This window comes from Pseudalkalibacillus sp. A8 (assembly GCF_045920555.1).
Lineage (GTDB): Bacteria > Bacillota > Bacilli > Bacillales > Fictibacillaceae > Pseudalkalibacillus.
On record NZ_CP174509.1, the window covers coordinates 3199172 to 3218041 of the forward strand.

20 protein-coding genes and 1 pseudogene are annotated in these 18870 nt (G+C 42.1%); 16 read left to right on the top strand and 5 right to left on the bottom strand.

The features are described 5' to 3' along the window. Positions 1–231: 231 nt before the first annotated feature. The 11 genes from trpD (at position 232) to ACJROX_RS16545 (ending at position 10312) form a co-directional block, all read left to right on the top strand. Positions 232–1254: an anthranilate phosphoribosyltransferase gene (trpD, locus tag ACJROX_RS16495; protein WP_408006306.1), complete on the top strand. Its 1023-nt coding sequence runs from the start codon at positions 232–234 to the stop codon at positions 1252–1254. After that, the gene (gene trpC, locus ACJROX_RS16500; protein WP_408006307.1) at positions 1247–2008 is read left to right on the top strand and encodes an indole-3-glycerol phosphate synthase TrpC; all 762 of its coding nucleotides are present in this window, start codon (positions 1247–1249) and stop codon (positions 2006–2008) included. Before trpD ends, trpC begins: the two co-directional genes overlap by 8 nt. Further along, complete coding sequence (locus tag ACJROX_RS16505; protein WP_408006308.1) at positions 2009–2659, top strand: phosphoribosylanthranilate isomerase; 651 nt, start codon at positions 2009–2011, stop codon at positions 2657–2659. Beyond that, entirely contained in the window at positions 2634–3830 is a 1197-nt protein-coding gene (gene trpB, locus ACJROX_RS16510; RefSeq protein ID WP_408006309.1) for a tryptophan synthase subunit beta, read from the top strand. The genes ACJROX_RS16505 and trpB overlap by 26 nt, the downstream gene beginning before the upstream one ends. Beyond that, a complete protein-coding gene (trpA, locus tag ACJROX_RS16515) occupies positions 3827–4624 on the top strand; it encodes a tryptophan synthase subunit alpha (RefSeq protein WP_408006310.1) in 798 nt (265 codons plus the stop codon). Before trpB ends, trpA begins: the two co-directional genes overlap by 4 nt. A gap of 94 nt (positions 4625–4718) precedes the next feature. Next, on the top strand, positions 4719–6896 hold the full coding sequence (locus ACJROX_RS16520) for an anthranilate synthase component I (protein WP_408006311.1): 2178 nt from the start codon (positions 4719–4721) through the stop codon (positions 6894–6896). Between the two features lie 594 nt (positions 6897–7490). Then, complete coding sequence (locus ACJROX_RS16525) at positions 7491–7820, top strand: MGMT family protein (protein WP_408006312.1); 330 nt, start codon at positions 7491–7493, stop codon at positions 7818–7820. Positions 7821–7951: 131 nt separating this feature from the next. Beyond that, the gene (locus ACJROX_RS16530; RefSeq protein ID WP_408006313.1) at positions 7952–8569 is read left to right on the top strand and encodes a superoxide dismutase family protein; all 618 of its coding nucleotides are present in this window, start codon (positions 7952–7954) and stop codon (positions 8567–8569) included. A 182-nt stretch (positions 8570–8751) separates the two neighbouring features. Continuing rightward, complete coding sequence (locus ACJROX_RS16535; RefSeq protein ID WP_408006314.1) at positions 8752–8937, top strand: hypothetical protein; 186 nt, start codon at positions 8752–8754, stop codon at positions 8935–8937. An 87-nt stretch (positions 8938–9024) separates the two neighbouring features. Next, positions 9025–9471: a GNAT family N-acetyltransferase gene (locus tag ACJROX_RS16540; RefSeq protein ID WP_408006315.1), complete on the top strand. Its 447-nt coding sequence runs from the start codon at positions 9025–9027 to the stop codon at positions 9469–9471. A gap of 64 nt (positions 9472–9535) precedes the next feature. Beyond that, positions 9536–10312: an NRDE family protein gene (locus ACJROX_RS16545; protein ID WP_408006316.1), complete on the top strand. Its 777-nt coding sequence runs from the start codon at positions 9536–9538 to the stop codon at positions 10310–10312. A gap of 11 nt (positions 10313–10323) precedes the next feature. Here the strand turns inward: ACJROX_RS16545 and ACJROX_RS16550 are convergent, their stop codons facing one another. Next, positions 10324–10797 carry a YndM family protein gene (locus ACJROX_RS16550; protein WP_408006317.1) on the bottom strand — a complete coding sequence of 158 codons (474 nt, stop codon included), beginning with the start codon at positions 10795–10797 and terminating at the stop codon, positions 10324–10326. Positions 10798–11335: 538 nt separating this feature from the next. Between ACJROX_RS16550 and ACJROX_RS16555 the strand changes: the two are divergent. Then, positions 11336–11609, top strand: a pseudogene (locus ACJROX_RS16555) (ABC transporter ATP-binding protein); the annotation flags it as partial. Between the two features lie 6 nt (positions 11610–11615). On the opposite strand, the gene ACJROX_RS16560 reads toward ACJROX_RS16555, so the two are convergent. The 3 genes from ACJROX_RS16560 to ACJROX_RS16570 form a co-directional block, all read right to left on the bottom strand. Beyond that, on the bottom strand, positions 11616–12068 hold the full coding sequence (locus tag ACJROX_RS16560; protein ID WP_408006318.1) for a hypothetical protein: 453 nt from the start codon (positions 12066–12068) through the stop codon (positions 11616–11618). A 356-nt stretch (positions 12069–12424) separates the two neighbouring features. After that, positions 12425–14110 (bottom strand): sodium:solute symporter family protein, encoded by a 1686-nt coding sequence (locus ACJROX_RS16565; protein WP_408006319.1) that lies wholly within the window; start codon positions 14108–14110, stop codon positions 12425–12427. Beyond that, positions 14107–14427 (bottom strand): DUF4212 domain-containing protein, encoded by a 321-nt coding sequence (locus ACJROX_RS16570; RefSeq protein WP_408006320.1) that lies wholly within the window; start codon positions 14425–14427, stop codon positions 14107–14109. Before ACJROX_RS16570 ends, ACJROX_RS16565 begins: the two co-directional genes overlap by 4 nt. A 341-nt stretch (positions 14428–14768) precedes the next feature. Here ACJROX_RS16570 and ACJROX_RS16575 point away from each other — a divergent pair, with 341 nt between their 5' ends. From ACJROX_RS16575 to ACJROX_RS16590, 4 genes are read left to right on the top strand one after another with little or no spacing between them, the layout of a single operon-like run. Beyond that, the gene (locus ACJROX_RS16575; RefSeq protein WP_408006321.1) at positions 14769–15596 is read left to right on the top strand and encodes an electron transfer flavoprotein subunit beta/FixA family protein; all 828 of its coding nucleotides are present in this window, start codon (positions 14769–14771) and stop codon (positions 15594–15596) included. Then, positions 15596–16630 (top strand): electron transfer flavoprotein subunit alpha/FixB family protein, encoded by a 1035-nt coding sequence (locus tag ACJROX_RS16580; RefSeq protein WP_408006322.1) that lies wholly within the window; start codon positions 15596–15598, stop codon positions 16628–16630. The genes ACJROX_RS16575 and ACJROX_RS16580 overlap by 1 nt, the downstream gene beginning before the upstream one ends. Further along, on the top strand, positions 16614–17909 hold the full coding sequence (locus ACJROX_RS16585; protein WP_408006323.1) for an FAD-dependent oxidoreductase: 1296 nt from the start codon (positions 16614–16616) through the stop codon (positions 17907–17909). Before ACJROX_RS16580 ends, ACJROX_RS16585 begins: the two co-directional genes overlap by 17 nt. Further along, a complete protein-coding gene (locus tag ACJROX_RS16590) occupies positions 17909–18208 on the top strand; it encodes a ferredoxin family protein (protein ID WP_225064517.1) in 300 nt (99 codons plus the stop codon). Before ACJROX_RS16585 ends, ACJROX_RS16590 begins: the two co-directional genes overlap by 1 nt. 325 nt (positions 18209–18533) lie before the next feature. Here the strand turns inward: ACJROX_RS16590 and ACJROX_RS16595 are convergent, their stop codons facing one another. Then, positions 18534–18860, bottom strand: coding sequence for a hypothetical protein (locus tag ACJROX_RS16595; protein WP_408006324.1), 327 nt, complete (start codon positions 18858–18860; stop codon positions 18534–18536). Positions 18861–18870 lie beyond the last annotated feature (10 nt).

The window sequence follows — 18870 nt, forward strand, 5'->3', positions numbered from 1 at the left end:
TGAGGAGAGCTAAGGTACGTTTTACAGGAAACGATTCCTTGGGCACCCTTATGTCCAAGGGATTTTTATTTATACCTTCATATATTTTAACCTCAGCTCTATCAGTACTCCATTAAAGGAGCGTGATAGAGATGTCTTTCAATAACCTTCAAATTGTTAGCTTTATTCCACCTTGAACTTCTTTTGATCCAACCCATTTTAAAAAAATAACGGATCGGAAGGAGCTTTCACATGATTAAAACCCATTTAAAAAATGCAATGGATGGAGCAACATTTTCACAACGCGAAGCACAATCAATCATGGATCAAATTATGAGCGGTAACGTCACTTCAAGTCAGATCGCCAGCTTATTGACATTATTAAAAATGCGGGGAGAAACAGTCGAAGAACTGACTGGATTTGCAAAGTCAATGCGCAAACACGCAATTGCTTTTCCGGTTAATTTACATGATACAGTAGATACTTGCGGAACAGGAGGAGATGGTTCCGGAACATTCAACATTTCTACAGCTTCGGCTATTGTCATGGCTTCTCTTGGCGTGAAAGTCGCTAAGCATGGGAATCGGTCCTTTTCTTCTAAAAGCGGAAGTGCAGATGTACTTGAACGACTGAATATGCCAACCCAATCTGGGGTCGAAGAGGCAATGAGAGCGTTGAAAGAGCATTCGATGACTTTTCTGTTTGCACCGCTTTATCATCCCGCAATGAAGCATGCGATAGGTCCTCGGAAAGAAATTGGATTCCGTACGGTGTTCAATATTTTAGGTCCATTGTGTAATCCGGCTGGGTGTCATCGTCAATTAATTGGAGTCTATGATTCTCAGTTGGCTTCTAAAATGGCAGAGGTTGTCCAACGGTTGGGTATTAAAAAAGCGATGATCGTTTCAGGGGATGATGGACTGGATGAGTGCACGATTACGACAACAACAAGCATCCTGGAAGTTACCCCTAATCGAATTAAAACCTATAAAATCCATCCAGAGGACGTTGGACTCTCAACAAGCCATTTAAAAGATATTCAAGTCGACTCACCGGAAGCAAGTGCCGAGCTCATAAGAAAGGTTTTCAGCAACAGCTCGAATTTGGCGGCTAAAAATATCGTCATTCTTAATGGAGCTGCAGGACTAGTTGCTGCAGATAAAGCCGTTGATTTTAAAACCGCTGTACCGATTGTAAGGGAAGCCATCGAGTCAGGCTTGGTCGAGCGTCACTATAACAACATGACCCACGTACAGGAGAGATTCTATGCTTGAACAGATCGTTGAAACGAAAAAGAATGAAGTTTCGAAGTATCCGAGCTCATTTCAGAAACGCACATTCACTAACCGCTCGTTAAAAAGGGCGATGATCAACAGTGATCGGAATATTGGACTGATTGCTGAAGTCAAAAAAGCATCGCCTTCAAAAGGAATCATCCGTGAAGATTTTCGTCCTGTGGAGATTGCAAAAGCGTATGAGAATGCAAAAGCGGATGCAATCTCAGTTTTGACAGACCAAACGTATTTTAAAGGACATCCTGATTATTTGACACAAATAAAACAAGCAGTCGATCTTCCTGTGCTGCGGAAGGATTTCATCATTGATCCTGCACAGATTGAAGAGAGCAAATCAATTGGGGCTGATGCAATATTATTGATCCAGGCAATCCTGGATCCAATTCAGGCGAAAGAATTATACCTTTGTGCCAAAGAGCAGGGTCTTGAAGTATTGCTGGAGGTCCACTCGAAAGCTGAAGTGGAAGAGGTTCTCTATCAATTTATACCGGATCTTCTCGGGATCAATAATCGGGATTTGAATACATTCAATACCTCGGTAGCCCATACCAGTGAAATAGCAGCTTACATTCCGCAAGGCATCCCATTCATCAGTGAGAGTGGGATCAAGACTTCAGAGGATGTGAATCATGTCCATGCGGCTGGCGCATCTGGCATTTTAGTCGGTGAAACCCTGATGAGAGCCGACTCGATTACACAATGTATCGATAGATTGTTTGAGGAGAATCAATGAATGCCTTATTTGAAAATTTGCGGGATGCGTGGACAGGAAGATTATGAAGTTGTCGAAAAATCCAGTGCGGATTACGCAGGCTTTATATTTACAGACAGCAAGCGTTATATTTCACCGGAGGAAGTGGGCAAATGGATCAATCCCGATTCAAAACTAAAACATGTCGGTGTATTTGTTAACCCGACTCTCACGGAAATCGAGAAGACACTGAAGCTTGTCCAACTCGATGTCATTCAACTTCACGGAAACGAATCGAAATCTTATGTCAGTGAAGTAAGAGAAAACTTCGGCATTGAAATATGGAAGGCATTAACGCATAGTGAAGTAACGCTTACACATATGGAAGATTACTGTAGTGTTGTAAACGGATACGTCATCGATACAAAAGTAAAAGGAAAATGGGGTGGAACTGGCATTACCTTCGATTGGAAAGCCATCCCATCTTATGTGGAAAAAGCGGAAAAGATGAAAAAGGGTTGCTTCATCGCTGGAGGGATAAAACCTTCTAATATAAAGGAATGTTTGACATACAAACCGACTGGAATCGATTTATCGAGTGGGGTAGAAGAAAACGAACGGAAAAGCCCTCGACTCATCAATGATCTTATAGAGAGGATGGATATAAATGCAGACCACTTATCCAGATCTTAGAGGACGTTTTGGCCAATTCGGTGGCCGCTATGTTCCTGAAACCCTGATGTTTGCTTTGGAGGAATTGGAAGAAGCATTCAATAGTGCAATGGAGGATGAAGATTTTATAGAAGAGCTGGATCATGAATTGACCCATTATTCAGGAAGACCTACTCCACTTACGTATGCAGAGAATAGCACGAAACGTTTTGGGGGGGCACGTATTTATTTGAAGCGTGAAGATTTGAACCATACAGGAGCACATAAAATCAACAACGCTATCGGCCAGGTTCTGTTAGCAAAGCGTATGGGGAAAAGCAAAGTGGTAGCTGAAACAGGCGCGGGTCAACACGGCGTTGCAGTGGCTACTGCGTGCGCGAGGTACGGATTGACCTGCAAAGTTTTCATGGGAGAAGAGGATGTGGAACGGCAATCGTTGAATGTGTTCCGCATGAAACTGCTAGGGGCTGAGGTAATCTCGGTGCAAAGCGGAAGTAAGACATTGAAGGATGCTACGAATGAAGCGATCCGATACTGGGCAGGTGCAGTACAAGATACGTTTTATTGCATAGGATCAGTTGTAGGACCGCATCCATACCCCTACATCGTCCGAAACCTGCAAAGAATCATCGGTGTCGAAACAAAACAACAACATACTACACTTGAAGGAAAGTTACCTGACAGGATTGTCGCATGTGTTGGCGGTGGAAGCAATGCAATGGGCATGTTCCATCCATTTTTAGAGGATAAGGTGGACCTCATCGGCGTTGAAGCGGGTGGGCATGGAATCGAAACTGGTGAGCATGCTGCATCGATTACGACAGGTTCAATAGGTGTCCTGCATGGGTCAATGACATTCTTGAATCAGGACTTGAACGGTCAGATCATCGAGCCTTATTCGATTTCTGCAGGGCTTGATTACCCAGGTGTCGGGCCTGAACATGCCTTTCTTGCAGATTCGAAACGGGTTACCTATAAAACGATCACTGATGATGAGGCGGTCGAAGCTTTGAAAATTTTATCTGAAGAAGAAGGGATTCTGCCCGCAATTGAAAGTGCCCACGCTATGGCGCAAGCTTTTAAAGAAGCTGCAGAAATGGAGCAGAATCAATCAATTGTTGTGTGCCTTTCAGGGCGTGGCGATAAAGATGTAGGGACGATCATGAAAGTAATGGAGGGGGACCAGCAATGAGCACGCGGTTTGAGAATCTGAAAAATAAACCAAAACCTTTGTTTATCCCATTTATCATGGCTGGTGACCCATCACCTGAAAATACAATCGATTTGGCACTTCTTTTACAGGAAGAAGGGGCTGACGTCTTAGAGTTAGGAATTCCTTATTCAGATCCACTAGCAGATGGACCTGTCATTCAAGAATCAGCAAAACGAGCAAAGGGAATGACAATTGAAAAAGCGATGCAGCTTGTGAAGAAGATGCGAAACAGAGGTCTTGAAATACCCGTACTGATTTTCACGTACATCAATCCGTTCCTTCAATTAGGGCAAGAAATTTTCTTCCAGCTGGCTAAAGAAAATGATGTCGATGGATTATTGATTCCGGACTTGCCTTTTGAGGAGAGTGAATCGCTAAGACAACGTTGCAAGGAAGAACAAATCAGCTATATTTCATTAGTCGCTCCGACGACATCACCAGAGCGATTGTACCAAATTGCGCAAGAATCACAGGGTTTCCTGTACTGTGTTTCCTCTCTTGGTGTAACAGGTGAACGAAAGGATTTCCACCCAGAAACGAAGAGATTGTTGCGAGAAGCCAGATCCTTTACGGATATTCCTGTAGCATTAGGTTTCGGGATTTCAACACGTAAGCAATTCGTAGAAGTGGGGAAAGTCTGTGATGGTGTCATCATTGGAAGTTCCATCATACGAAAAGTTCACCAACTTTACAGGGAACATCCGGATAGTTGGCAAGAGGCGTTCAGAGCTTATATATCGTCGTTCACAAAAGAAGAGGCAAGCGTAAATTGAAATTTGATATAAATAAGAGATGAGCAGAGTAGAGACATGATGAGGACGAGAGATGAATCTTTCCCATGTCTCCTTTTCAAAAGGAGGTATAGAATTGCAACATTATTCCAGAGCACCATATACAGAAGTTAAAGAGTACGAAACAGCAGGTGGGATAAAGATTACGCGAGCACAAAAATCACTCAGCCCTGATGAAGCTGTTGACCAGATTTTAATGGAAATCGATAAATATAAAGGAGCCTTGTATTCGAGCCGGTATGAATATCCCGGCCGTTATTCAAGATGGGATGTAGGGTTCATCAATCCTCCTCTTGAAATAAGAGCCAAAGGATTGGATTTCTCAATCGAGGCTTTAAATTATCGAGGTAAGTTGTTACTACAGATGATAGGTGACACTTTGAGTCAGAAGGCAGAAATTGAAGAAGTTGAAAAGAGTGAATCTCTGATAAGGGCCTCAATCTTACAAACAGAAGGAAACTATTCAGAGGAAGAACGCAGCAGGAAACCGTCCATATTCACTGTCATACGTGCAATTAAGGACATTTTCTTTTCGAATGAGGATTCCTTTTTAGGCCTTTATGGTGCGTTCGGATATGATTTGGTTTTCCAATTCGAGCCTATCAAGCATAAACGAAGCCGATCTTATGACGATTCGGATATAAAGCTATTTCTTCCAGATCAAATTGTTGTCGTCGACCATCAATCAAATTATGGTTATGAATTATCCTATGACTTTCAATATGATTCAATCAATACGGATGGATTGCAACGAACCGGTTCTCCAATTCCTGTTCAACCCAATCGAAATACAAAAATAAAAAAATATCAACCAGGAAGATATGCAGGTCTGGTGGAGCAAGCTCGAGAACGTTTCAGGCAAGGAGATATGTTTGAGGTTGTTCCATCCCAAACCTTGTATGAGAAATGCGAATCAGCCCCATCAGAAGTGTTTGAAAGACTTCAGCAAATCAATCCCAGTCCTTATGGTTTCATCATCAATCTAGGTGTGGAACATTTGGTGGGGTCTTCACCGGAAATGTATGTCCGTGTAGAAGGGAACCGTATTGAAACATGTCCGATATCTGGTACCATCAAACGGGGTAAAAATGCATTGGAAGACGCTGATCAAATCCGAAAGCTGCTGAATTCGAAAAAAGATGAAGAAGAACTTACCATGTGCACGGATGTAGACAGAAATGACAAATCGAGGATCTGTCTCCCTGGTTCCGTGAATGTCATCGGGAGAAGACAGATTGAGATGTACTCTCACTTGATCCATACTGTCGACCATGTGGAGGGGTATCTACGACCCGAATTTGATGCGCTCGATGCTTTTTTGACCCATATGTGGGCCGTCACCGTGACCGGGGCTCCGAAAAAAGCAGCAATCAATTGGATCGAAGAACACGAAGATTCACCACGGGGCTGGTATGGAGGTGCCGTTGGCTGGTATAGCTTCAATGGCGATTTGAATACTGGATTGACATTAAGGACGATATGTTTAAAAAATCAGTTGGCTGAAATCAGGGTCGGTGCTACCTTGCTTTATGATTCGATTCCTGAGGACGAAGAACAGGAGACGCTGACCAAAGCTGCCGGGCTTCTAAAGGCGATCCGTGAACCTCTATTGCAAAAAGGGGATCAGGAGGTACAGTCATATGGTGATTCCAAAAACGTTTTAATAGTTGACCATGAGGATTCGTTTGTCCATACGTTAGCGAACTATTTCAAGCAGACTGGTGCAAATGTGGTTACGTACCGAGCCGTACAAGCCCGCGAACTGCTGCAAAAATCGGGGAGTTTTGATTTGGTTGTACTTTCACCTGGTCCTGGGAGTCCTTCCAAATTCGATGTATCAAAAACTATAAGGTTATGTTTGGAAAGTAAGATTCCTATCTTCGGAGTTTGTCTCGGGTTTCAAGGCATTGTCGAATATTTTGGAGGGAAGCTAGGGTTGTTGGATTACCCGCAGCACGGTAAAACATCAATCATTACTCAGTTGAATCCTAACGCGATGTTCGATGGATTACCTGAACAATTCAATGCAAGCAGGTATCATTCCATTTATGCTGAACAGATTCCAGACTGTCTGACATTGACCGGACATTCGCAAGATGAAATACCTATGGCAATCGAGCATAAGGACCTTCCTATCACCGCTGTACAATTTCATCCTGAATCCATCGTAAGTACTGAAGGAGATATCGGTCTGAAGATCATTAATAATGTGATGATACAATTGAAGAAGTCAGGTGAAAAACTTCCTGTGTGAAGATAAGGGGTTGACCTAAATGTCAGCCCTTTTTCCTTTGGTTCTTTTATACTTCATTGTTGATATTTGCGAATTTCACTCCCTTTCCGTTGGCGAATCCGCAAGCCTCCTCACTTGCAGAGGATGTCAACACAAAAATGAAATCATTTTCGTGTCTCGATGAGAATTCTTAGAAGCTTTCCTTATGCTGGCTTCGACGTTCACCACAAGATCACGGACTTTTCATTTCATCCTTGTAGTTTTGCGCCGAGTAACCGCAGGCGCAGGACGTACTTGTACAGGATGTACTGACTTCGACGTTCACCACAGGACGTGGTGGTATTTAGTCGAAGTTCATTATTTTACTCGCGAAGTTCATTATTTTACTCGAAGATCCTTAAATAGTAGGTCGCTGGGTCACGACTGGCACGCTTTTCCTGCAGGAGTGTCGCGAATTTCGCTGATCATAGAAAGCCGTCCTGCACAAAATTACGAAACTCCTACATTAAAGGTTAAAAAGGGATAGACATAATGGGGTAGATTGGACTGTTCAACTTTTATATTATATAAATGTATACTGGGATATTTAAATAAAAATAGAGGAGGGAAACTATCATGCAGCCATTTACTGAAAAAGTCGTTCATATTATTCAACATATACCTGCAGGTAAAGTAATGACTTATGGGCAAATTTCAAAATTGGCAGGAAACCCAAGAGGAGCTAGGCAAGTCGTACGTATCCTTCACTCGATGAGCCAGAGATATGGATTGCCTTGGCATCGAGTCATCAATGCCAAAGGGGAAGTTGCAATTCAGGATGAAGAGCACAACAACGAACAAATGGCTGCACTTAAGCAAGAGGGAATACAATTTAATAAGCAAAATAAAGTAGACCTGTCTCTATATCGATATGATCCTGAATGGAACGACATAGATATTATATAAGGAAAAATCAAATCCTTACTACTGTTTTATTTGATGCTAATGAGGCATTTAGCCTAAATTCTCGTAAATAAGTTTAATCTCTCATGATTGTGTGAACGGAATTATAACACAACATGTAAGGGGGTATAGCTATGAAACGTTGGTTAACTTTGTTCCTTATGATAATGGTCCTTTTGTTGCTCGGGGCATGTGGCACAAATTCTGATGAAGGAACCGATTCAGAAAAGAATTCTGATGATACTTCATTAAGTGGTAAAGAAAACGAAGGAAATACCAGGGATGAAGTGATTCCAATCTCAGTCGAACTTAAGAACGGAAAAGGTGAAAAGGTTGGCACAGCAGACCTTGAACAGCATTTATCAGGAGTAGTCATCAACATCAAAGCTTCTAATCTTTCACCTGGGAAGCATGGATTCCATATTCACGAAAAGGGGGTTTGTGAGGGGCCTGATTTCGAATCAGCCGAAGGGCATTTCAATCCTACTGATGCTAGTCACGGCGCTGAACATGAGGATGGTCCACATGCAGGAGATCTCGAAAACCTTGAAGTGGAGGAAGATGGAACTATAAAAGCTAAAGTAATCAATGATAAGGTCACATTAAAAAGCGGAGAAGAAAACTCATTGATTGCTTCTGATGGAACTAGTTTGATCATCCATAAAAAAGCAGATGATCATCAGTCACAGCCCTCAGGAGATGCTGGGGATCGTGTGGCATGCGGTGTAATAAGTGAAGGAGAAGGATCCTAAATATCATTCTACAAAGGTTATCTGAACGATAGCCTTTTTTGTCTAAATAAACCTAAATTCCTATACTCACATTATGTCACTTCAGATTCCTTGTTTAAATAAATGAATATTTTTAGTATTTTCATCATAAAATTCACCACTTACCTTTTTTATTTTAACAACGAAAGGAAGGAGTGGCAGAGATGGACGGAATCTTAACGTATTTCGCTGCTTTGGTCGCTGGTTTCCTCCTGTTGGAAGTGTCATTGGCTGGTACATTTTTAGAAAGCTTCAGTTCGGCGTTGAACGTTATTGGAATTATAACTGTTATCGTTTTTGCAGCCGTCATTATATTCAAGGCAGTAAAGCTGCTTATAAAGAAAGCGTAAAACTTGCTTTGTATAACCTGGGGCAACCATAATTAAAGGGGTTGCCTTTTTTATATATTTATATACTTTAAAAAGGAGTTGCAGGTAATGGTAATAAAAGCCACGCTCAAGGATTTGGACAAGCTCGCTGAACTATTCAATAAGTATCGCGTTTTTTACGGAAAACCTTCTGATTATGAAGCTAGCAAAGCATTTCTGCAAGAGCGAATTGAAAATGAAGAGTCGGTGATCTATTTAGCTCTGGAGGAATGTGAATCCAAGACAGCTATGGGATTTGTCCAGCTATATCCGATATTTACATCCGTAGGTTTGAAAAGACAGTGGTTGTTGAATGATTTATATGTGGATCAGGAATTCAGAAGGCAAGGTATAGGAGAAAAGCTACTATCCAAGGCTAAAGAACTGTCTCATCAGACAGGTTCATCAGGTATCCTTTTAGAGACAGCTGAAGATAATATAGGTGCTCAACATCTTTATGAGAAATTCGGATACAAGAAAGATACAGATCATTTTTATTACTTTCTAACTACTTAGAGTGCAACTTGACCCCATAGGAAACCATATTGAAGAATTCATAAATACGAAGGGAATCAAACCGATGTGCGTCTTATATTTCGCTTTTAAAAAACACCTTGATCATCCGCTTGTTGTAGCAGCGAATCGGGATGAATTTTATGAAAGACCTACAGCCCAGGCACATTTCTGGGAGGATGAGCCAACGATTTTGGCTGGGAGGGACTTGAAGCAAATGGGGACGTGGATGGGTGTATCGACTGATGGACGATTTGCAGCATTGACAAATTATCGCGATCCTGAGGAATCAAAGGAAAATAAAATCTCAAGAGGCCAGATCATCCGGGATTATTTATCTTCTAACAAAGACACTGAAGCATTTTTGCATAGTATAAAAAAACAGCGGGCCAGCTATCAGGGATTCAATCTAATTTTAGGGAATAAAGATTCTTTATGGTATTACTCAAACATCCAGAATGAAGTTAAAGAGTTGTCTCCAGGGATCTATGGGCTGAGTAATCATTTTCTCGATACTCCATGGCCGAAAGTGGAAAGAGGGAAGACAGATTTGAAGCGATGTATAGATACATCAAGTACCATTGATAAAGAGTGTCTGTTTCAACTTCTTGCTAACAGAGATCGGGCAGTCAGGAACGAGTTGCCTGATACGGGAATCGGGATAGATTGGGAAGAAAAGCTATCGTCTATATTCATTGAAACGGATCAATATGGAACTCGGTCATCAACAGTCATGATCGTCGATAATCATGAGATGGTTGATTTTACAGAACGAAGTTTGATTGATGGGAAAGTCAACAGAGTCAACTTTACATTTAGAAGAAGTCTCAAAAAGAACAAGTGAACCTAGTAGGATCACTTGTTCTTTTCATTCCGAGTTTCATTCATTAAATCATCTTCGGATGGAGTGAACTCTTCACCGACTTCGGTGGCAAATTTTTGTCCATTAGGATCTGTGACATCCGCTTTGGAAGGACGCAATGGATTCGACACTTCGATGAAGATATGATACACAAACTCTGATATCGAAATGAACAGGGCCGCAAGTGCAGCACCGAATAATTGGTTCGCTGGTGATTCGATGTAATGGTCTGCGAACAACCAAAATACGAAAAAAACCAACCCGAAATCAATTATCGTAGCAATGAAATTACCTAATTTCTTCAATACATATAAATCACCTATTGGATATCCCACAACTGTGATCAATGCTGACATCCACAGTATATTTCCGATCGGCACCCCGAAAAAGATAGTTAACGTAACATAAGCAATACATACAACGAACAGGAATTTCGATAGTAAAGCTACAATGTGTCTTATGTTCAAGTCGATTTCTCCTTTATGTGTATATTCAATCATCCCTATTTTTACCATAATAAGTTGTATTATTTATCAGATTTCCAATGATGTTTCATTTTTTCAGTCGTTTAGTGGAACGAAATATTATCGAAAAGACACTGGATCAATGTATTTTGACCTAGGAAGAAATGGAGCTAGAATGGACCAATATCAATGATCCATTGCCTCCATTTATCTATGCAGCAGTCAGCAATTGATTCACTATGTCTGAGTGGTTATTAACAATGGGAGGGACCTATAGAAAAGAAAGGGACTCCGAAAGATAAGTTCAAATTATTACTGTCATTGAAACTGCATCAAAAGTACAGGGAGAAAAGTACAAACATCTGTCTGGCAAAAATTGGCGTCTTGGAACTGTCCATTTGTTGAATCGCTATGATGTAATCTGGAAAGCCATGAATGCATCAACTATCCTCATAAGAATCCAGCCCAACTAGTCTCATCAAACTCCCCCGTCTTTCATTAAATTGTCAGTAACCTTTCTGGTGTCCCTTTTAGAGGCGGAATAGAACCGGATCTTATCATACTTGATGAACCGACTGCCAGTCTAGATGTTTCCATCCAAGCAAAGATTTTGAACTTGCTTAAAGACCTTCAAGAAAAAATGGGGCAGCTTTTACCTTTTTATTTCACATGATCTATCAGCGGTCAATTTTAGAAGCCAACGAATTTTAGTCATGAAAAATGGTCAATTCGTTGATCGATTTAAAAGACAAGATTTGTTTGCCCGTAACAGGCATCTGTATACCAAAGATTTGATAGCAGCATTCCAAGCTTAAAAGACGTCATTTCAGGGCTGACTTCCCAATCCCTGAGTGAGTCTCTTTTGTTTCGTGTTTAATAAAATGGCCGGACCCCAACCATGCTGATAAAGCAAACATGAGGTAGATGGCTTGGGTCGGATGGTTCCCTTGGAGAATCAGTTGCAGTCCTACTCCTATACCTAGAGAAGGAATGACAATTAATAATGTGCGCATGATCCGTTCAAATCCTTTATTACGCGGGAGTGGCCAGATCCTGGAGTATATAACCCCTAATGCGACTCCAAGACCTGTGACTATGATGATTTGAAAGATGACTGTGGGAGTCGGGAAGGGCCAACCTGCAAGGAAATGCCCGATCAAATAGAATAATTCTAAGAAAAGAGCAATCCCAAGGGCTTTACGTATAACTTTCAAATCTAAATATGGCTGGAACATATATAGCCCTAATGTCACGATTCCAAAAAATGTTGTCATAAAAAATCCTCCTGTATAAAAAAACTTAGCCAAAACGCTTATGTATTATAAGGGTAGCTCAAAAGTTTCCACAAAAATTTTTAGGGGACTTATTTGCTTAAAAACCCCATGTTTTACTAAAATAGAGGACACCATAGACCTTATTTGGTTACATCCACCAAAAATCAACAGTCTTTAACCTAAATAAAGGATTAGATGTCCTCTAATTTTTCATATCACACCATTTTGTCAAAATAACGGAATGGATGTTCATGTACATCGTTGAACTCAAGAAGGATAAACCCATGAAGAAGTTTCATTTTTTCTCCGTGGGTTTTCCTCTTTAAAAAGGCTTTTTAGCCAGCCCCGTTTATTTCTTAACCGGTCTTATCCATCACTTTAGGAACACGGATATCTTCCACCATCTGTTGGATCTCTTCCGGTGGAGGAGCTGTACGTCTTGAAACGATGAAAGAAATGACAAAGTTCAGAAGTGCTCCGATAACACCGATTCCTTGGGCATTTATTCCAAGGAAGCTCTCGATTACTGGTGTTTCTGTTCCGAAAACTTGTGGTGAACGCATTAGTAATATCATGATCACAGTAAAAGCCAAACCTACAGAAATTCCCCAGATCGCCCCTTCACGATTCATCCTTTGATCAAAAATTCCTAAGAGAATGGCAGGGAATAAGCTCGCAGCGGCCAAACCGAATGCAAACGCAACAACCTCACCGACGAATCCTGGTGGGTTGATGCCAAAATAACCAGCGACTATGACAGCAAGGAAAATCATGATCCGGCCAACTTTCAAACGCTGCTGTTCAGTTGCGTTCGGCCTATAGATCCGATAATAGATATCATGAGATACCGCACTTGACATTGCGAGCAGAAGACCAGAAGCAGTCGATAGGGCTGCTGCAAGTCCCCCGGCAGCAACCAGTGCAATCACGAATGGGGCAAGCTCAGCTACTTCAGGGGTGGAAAGGACGATGATGTCTGGATCGATGCTCACCTCATTAACTGCAGTATCAGAAGAGAATGCCAAGACCCCATCACCGTTTTTATCTTCCAATGTCAGGAGACCTGTTTCCTCCCATTTGGTCACCCAGGCTTCTTCACGAACTTGCTCAATTGATTGATCATTAAAGCTGTTGATCAGGTTGTATTTTGCAAATACTCCGATTGCAGGTGCAGTTGTATAAAGGAGGGCGATGAAAAGTAAAGCCCACCCTGCTGACCATCGTGCTGCACGGACACTTTTGACCGTATAGAAACGGATGATGACGTGTGGCAGTCCGGCTGTACCGATCATAAGTGCCAGGGTAACAGCAAAGACATTCAGTGCCGACATGTTCGTAAATGGGGCAACATACTCCTTCAAGCCTAATTCAACCTGTAACACACTCAGCTCTCTAGCAATGTCACTGAACGTTAATGCAAACTGCGGCACTGGATTCCCAGTCAACTTGAACGAAATGGCAATTGCCGGGATCAGAAAGGCCACGATCAGAATCGTATACTGGACAACCTGTGTCCAAGTGATCCCTTTCATACCGCCAAGTACAGCAAAGAAAGCTACAATCGCCATGCCTATCAGTACCCCGACAATGATATCCACTTGTAAATAACGGCTGAAAACAATTCCCACACCACGCATCTGACCCGCTACGTATGTAAGGGAAATAAAGAGCGTGGCTACTGCAGCTACTGCACGGGCACCATTCGAATAATAACGATCACCGATGAAATCCGGCACTGTATAGCGCCCAAACTTTCTAAGATAAGGTGCAAGTAAAAGAGCAAGTAGAACGTATCCACCTGTCCAGCCCATCAGATAGATTGTTCCATCATAACCTAAGAACGATATCAGTCCAGCCATCGAAATGAATGAGGCTGCGGACATCCAGTCTGCTGCAATCGCCGCACCATTCGCTGCGGCAGGAATATCTTTACCGGCTACGAAGAAGTTGCTTGTATCTTTTACTTTCGACCGCCATCCGATATACAAATAGATGGCAAATGTAATGACAACGAGGGTAAGCGTCAGTGCTTCTACACTCATGTCGATACCCCCTTGTCTTTAGAGGTTGATTCTTCAGTTAAAATTACTTCTTGGACGTCATACTCCTTATCCAGCTTATCCATCCTTTTTGCATAATAAAAAATTAAGATTAGAAAAATAATGATCGATCCCTGCTGTGCAAACCAAAATGCCAATGGAACACCAAAGAATTGAATACTACTTAGAGGCTTTGCAAGGATAATCGCAGCGACTAAAGAAACAAGTGCCCAGATCACCAATAAGATACTGATCAGTCGGGTATTTTTCTTCCAATATTCTTTTTGCTTACGTGTTAAATCCTGTTGAGTTTCTTTCATGATATTTCACCTCCATACATCGTTCCGTGACACAAAGGACTTGATACCACCACTAAAGATCTCTTATCAACCACCACCTTTCAAGTTGAACCACCCTGAAGCCCTACCATCTCTATCTTTATCAAAAATTATACATCAGTTATTCGAAAGTTCAAAATATTAAGCCAATTTAATCTACTATCCTCAATTCTTTATAAGCGGCTTTTAAAAATAGGCTACTTTAAGAGATTCATCGGTAAAAATCAGCATGTATCCTCTAACTCTTAAATATAGTAGGAGTAGATAGGCGAACTAAGCATTTTAACAAATCAGCGATTTTCGTAGTAAAGGAGAGGTGTCAAATGCTGCATATCGTCGCTTGCATCAAGCAAGTGCCTGATACGAAAATCATCAAGATGAATCCGAAGACGAACACGATGGATCGGGCAAGTGCACCTGCAATTCTAAATCCTTATGATGCACACGCCGTTGAGGAAGCGGTACGCATCAAAAAGAGATATGGTGGAATCGTTTCGGTTTTGACGATGGGGCCACCACCTGCAGTAAAAGCTATCAAGAAATGTATCGAAATCGGGGCAGATGAGGGGTACATGATATCAGATCGAAGGTTTGCCGGAGCGGATACACTTGCAACCAGTTATGCCCTTACCAAAGCTTTGGATAAAATTCAGAAAATCAAACCAGTAGACCTCATTTTATGCGGAAAGATGACCATTGATGGTGATACTGGACAAGTTGGACCCGGTATTGCACGTCGTCTTGATATTCCACCTCTCACATCGGTAAAAAAGGTCGAGGCCGTAAATCAAGAAGAGGGCCATATCATCGTTCACCGTAAGATTGAAGATGGCTACGAAGTGATCCAATCAAGTCTTCCATGCTTACTATCCGTTGAAAAAGAGATCAATGAAGTCCCTTACTCCTCTTTCCCTAATATGGTCAAAGCCGCAAGATATGAACCACACATCTGGTCTGTAGATGAATTGGAGGATGTAAATATCAAACAGCTTGGACTGAAAGGTTCCCCAACCATTGTGGCAAAGGTTTGGGCACCGCCGAAACCTGAAGGGGGAAAAATATTCGAGGGGACTCCAAAGGATCAAGTGGATCAAATTCTCTCGGTCATTTTAGAAAAGAACGAATTATTTCAAGCGAAAGGGGGATATTGATGAATCTCGAAGATTATCATGGTGTATGGGTTTTTATAGAGGAACAAGAAGGTACAATCGCCACCGTATCGCTTGAGTTGTTAGGTGCTGGAAGGCAGTTGGCCGATAAACGAAGGGTAGAGCTTGCTGGTGTAATCATCGGCAGTCAAGTGACAGCTCTTGCATCCACTGTATTCGAGTATGGAGCAGATATTGTTTATGTTTATGACCAACCGATTTTCAATGTTTATCGTACAGAATCTTACATGAAAGCACTCCTGCATTGTTGTGAAACGTATAAGCCTGAAATCATTCTATTCGGGGCTACCTCAACCGGCAAAGACTTGGCAAGCGCTGTAGCAACTGACTTGCCGACAGGATTGACCGCAGATACTACGGAATTGGATGTCGAAGAAGATACCGGCTTGCTACTTGCTAGCAGACCTGCATTCGGCGGGAACATCATGGCGACGATCCTTTGTAAAAAATACCGTCCGCAAATGGCGACCGTAAGGCCAAAAGTGATGAAAGCACTGGAAAAGGAACCTGGAAGGACAGGGAAATTGATAGAAGAAAAGATTGATATAAAAGAAGAAGATATCCGGACGAAGGTGCTGGAAATCGTTCGAGCAACCACAAAAAAAGTCAGAATTGACGAAGCGGACATCATCGTTGCTGGTGGTAAAGGATTGGGAAGTACTGAAGGATTCCAGCTGATACACCGATTGGCAGAGACGCTTGGAGGAGCTGTCGGTGCAAGCCGGGATGTCGTTGAAGCTGGATGGATCGAGCATCATCATCAGGTTGGGCAGACAGGGGTAACCGTTACTCCAAAGATTTATTTTGCGATCGGAATCTCCGGTGCGATTCAACATCTTGTCGGTATGAAAAACTCCAGTATGATCATTGCCATCAATAAAGATCCTGATGCTCCGATTTTCGAAGCCTGCCACTATGGTATCGTCGGGGACGCCTTCGAAATCATACCGCTATTAGTTGAACAATTCAGTCAAGCAATAGCGAAAGAGGAGGTCAACCATGTCGGAGAGGTTTGATTGTATCGTTGTCGGAGCGGGTCCAGCTGGAATTGCCTGTGCGTATGAGCTCGCCAAGGGCGGCGCAAAAGTGATTCTAATTGAACGCGGAGAATATCCAGGCTCAAAAAACGTCATGGGTGGTGTTCTCTATCGCCAAATGATGGAGGACGTCATCCCAGAATTCTATAAAGAAGCTCCTTTAGAACGTCCGATCGTCGAACAGCGATTCATGATGATGGATAAGGAATCCGCAGTAACGTTTGGATATAAAGGTTTGGAATGGGGGAAGGAGCCATACAACAACTTTACTGTATTGCGTGCTAAGTTCGATCAATGGTTTGCTTCCAAAGCTGTCGAAAAAGGCGCTTTACTGATCAATGAAACAGTGGTAACAGAATGTATCGTTGAAGAAGGAAGAGTGGTCGGTGTCCGGACCGATCGGCCTGGTGGAGATGTATACGCAGATGTCGTCGTGCTCGCCGATGGGGTCAATTCATTATTGGCAAAATCACTCGGTTTTCATAAAGAGTACAGACCAGATGAAGTCGCTCTTGCGACAATGGAAATTTTAAAATTGGATAAAAAAATCATCGAGGACCGGTTCAATCTCGAACCGAACCAGGGATGTACGATAGAGTTATTTGGCGATGCGACTAAAGGGATCCTTGGGACCGGCTTCCTTTATACGAATAAAGACTCGTTAAGCATCGGCGTAGGTACGTTATTATCCGGGCTCATCAAGCATAAAATTAGACCATACGAACTTTTGGAATATGTCAAAAATCATCCAATGATCCGCCCATATCTTCAAGGAAGCGAGCAACAGGAATACTTGGCTCATCTCATTCCTGAGGGAGGTTATAAATCAATGGGCAAGGTCGTAGGTGATGGGGTCATTGTCGTTGGTGATGCTGCCCAGCTCGTCAACGCGATCCATCGTGAAGGTTCCAACCTTGCCATGACATCCGGCCGAATTGCAGCAGAAACGATTCTATTAGCCATGCAAGCTGGTGATTTTTCAGAAGCGTTGTTAGACCGGTACCGCGTCAAGTTGATGAATAGTTTCGTAGGTCAAGATATGAAAAAATATAAAGATTCAACCCATCATTTCGATAAATTCCCTCAGTACTTCGATCAATACATCCCTATGGTCAACCGGGCAGCAAGTCAGATGTTTACAGTAGATGGAAAGTCGAAATGGGAAAAGCAAAAGAAAATCTGGAAGGACATTGGCTCACCTCGGGAAAAAATCAAAATTGCTCGAGACGCTTATCGAGCTTGGAGGGTGATGAAATAATGAGCGAAGAGAAGAAAAAGGGACAGTCAATCGAGGAAAAACAATACCTTGTCCGTTTCAACGCTGATACGAAGTCTCATCTCCATGTAAAAAATCCAGAGATCTGTATGACAGACTGCCCGGATAAAATTTGTACGATTTTCTGCCCTGCAGAAATCTACAAATGGGAGGACATCAGGATGCATATCGGTTACGAAGGCTGTCACGAATGCGGAAGCTGCCGAATCGGATGTCCGCACGAAAACATCGACTGGGTCTATCCGAAAGGCGGTCACGGAATCATCTTCAGGTTGGGGTAACAGAAGACATGTGAGGGTGGGCATGAAGCTCTCACATGTTTTTTGTATTGGAATTGTCGAATAAGCGCGATTGGCCGATATTTATCAAAAATCGCCGATATAATTCCAGAATCGCAGATAAATCGGGATTTCCGCCGATAAATTTCAAAAATCGCCGATATAATATTGTGATGCTACAATAAAAAGTAAGAAGTGAAACAGGGTTAAATCTGAAGTTTGGAAAGGAGGAGGAGAAGCTACGTTATATGTATTCGTCTTACTTTGTACATTGGTTCACATATATGTTTAAAAAGAGGGGAAAAATCACGGTTGATTTTTTCTCTTTTTAGCTTGAAATGGTATACAATTGATCTCCTTTTGCCTTCTTTTCGAGCTGAACGGTGTAGTCAATGGCCTCATGAATCGATTGGAAGCATTTAGATACGTAGAATGGTTTCTTGTAGTTGAATCCCCCGCACTTTTTAGAAGGGAAGACAAAGACATTCCATTGATATGCACCGGTTTCTTTATCCATTTCAGTTCCTTCAAGGGCGATGAGCCAGTGGGTATAAAAATCACATTTTGATTTTTCCTGGACTGAAACAGAGTCAGCTTCCCCGATCAAAACCAAAGACCTTTGATAGAACTCACCGTAATTAGGGGCATTTTTCATAGGCAGCACT

Coding starts and splice junctions, on each gene's coding strand:
- ACJROX_RS16575 (WP_408006321.1), top strand. CDS start 14,769: ATGCTGCATATCGTCGCTTGCATCAAGCAAGTGCCTGATACGAAAATC.
- ACJROX_RS16570 (WP_408006320.1), bottom strand. CDS start 14,427: ATGAAAGAAACTCAACAGGATTTAACACGTAAGCAAAAAGAATATTGG.
- ACJROX_RS16545 (WP_408006316.1), top strand. CDS start 9,536: ATGTGCGTCTTATATTTCGCTTTTAAAAAACACCTTGATCATCCGCTT.
- ACJROX_RS16525 (WP_408006312.1), top strand. CDS start 7,491: ATGCAGCCATTTACTGAAAAAGTCGTTCATATTATTCAACATATACCT.
- ACJROX_RS16560 (WP_408006318.1), bottom strand. CDS start 12,068: ATGACAACATTTTTTGGAATCGTGACATTAGGGCTATATATGTTCCAG.
- ACJROX_RS16585 (WP_408006323.1), top strand. CDS start 16,614: ATGTCGGAGAGGTTTGATTGTATCGTTGTCGGAGCGGGTCCAGCTGGA.
- ACJROX_RS16505 (WP_408006308.1), top strand. CDS start 2,009: ATGCCTTATTTGAAAATTTGCGGGATGCGTGGACAGGAAGATTATGAA.
- ACJROX_RS16530 (WP_408006313.1), top strand. CDS start 7,952: ATGAAACGTTGGTTAACTTTGTTCCTTATGATAATGGTCCTTTTGTTG.
- trpB (WP_408006309.1), top strand. CDS start 2,634: ATGCAGACCACTTATCCAGATCTTAGAGGACGTTTTGGCCAATTCGGT.
- trpD (WP_408006306.1), top strand. CDS start 232: ATGATTAAAACCCATTTAAAAAATGCAATGGATGGAGCAACATTTTCA.
- ACJROX_RS16590 (WP_225064517.1), top strand. CDS start 17,909: ATGAGCGAAGAGAAGAAAAAGGGACAGTCAATCGAGGAAAAACAATAC.
- ACJROX_RS16565 (WP_408006319.1), bottom strand. CDS start 14,110: ATGAGTGTAGAAGCACTGACGCTTACCCTCGTTGTCATTACATTTGCC.
- ACJROX_RS16540 (WP_408006315.1), top strand. CDS start 9,025: ATGGTAATAAAAGCCACGCTCAAGGATTTGGACAAGCTCGCTGAACTA.
- ACJROX_RS16595 (WP_408006324.1), bottom strand. CDS start 18,860: ATGAAAAATGCCCCTAATTACGGTGAGTTCTATCAAAGGTCTTTGGTT.
- trpC (WP_408006307.1), top strand. CDS start 1,247: ATGCTTGAACAGATCGTTGAAACGAAAAAGAATGAAGTTTCGAAGTAT.
- ACJROX_RS16535 (WP_408006314.1), top strand. CDS start 8,752: ATGGACGGAATCTTAACGTATTTCGCTGCTTTGGTCGCTGGTTTCCTC.
- trpA (WP_408006310.1), top strand. CDS start 3,827: ATGAGCACGCGGTTTGAGAATCTGAAAAATAAACCAAAACCTTTGTTT.
- ACJROX_RS16580 (WP_408006322.1), top strand. CDS start 15,596: ATGAATCTCGAAGATTATCATGGTGTATGGGTTTTTATAGAGGAACAA.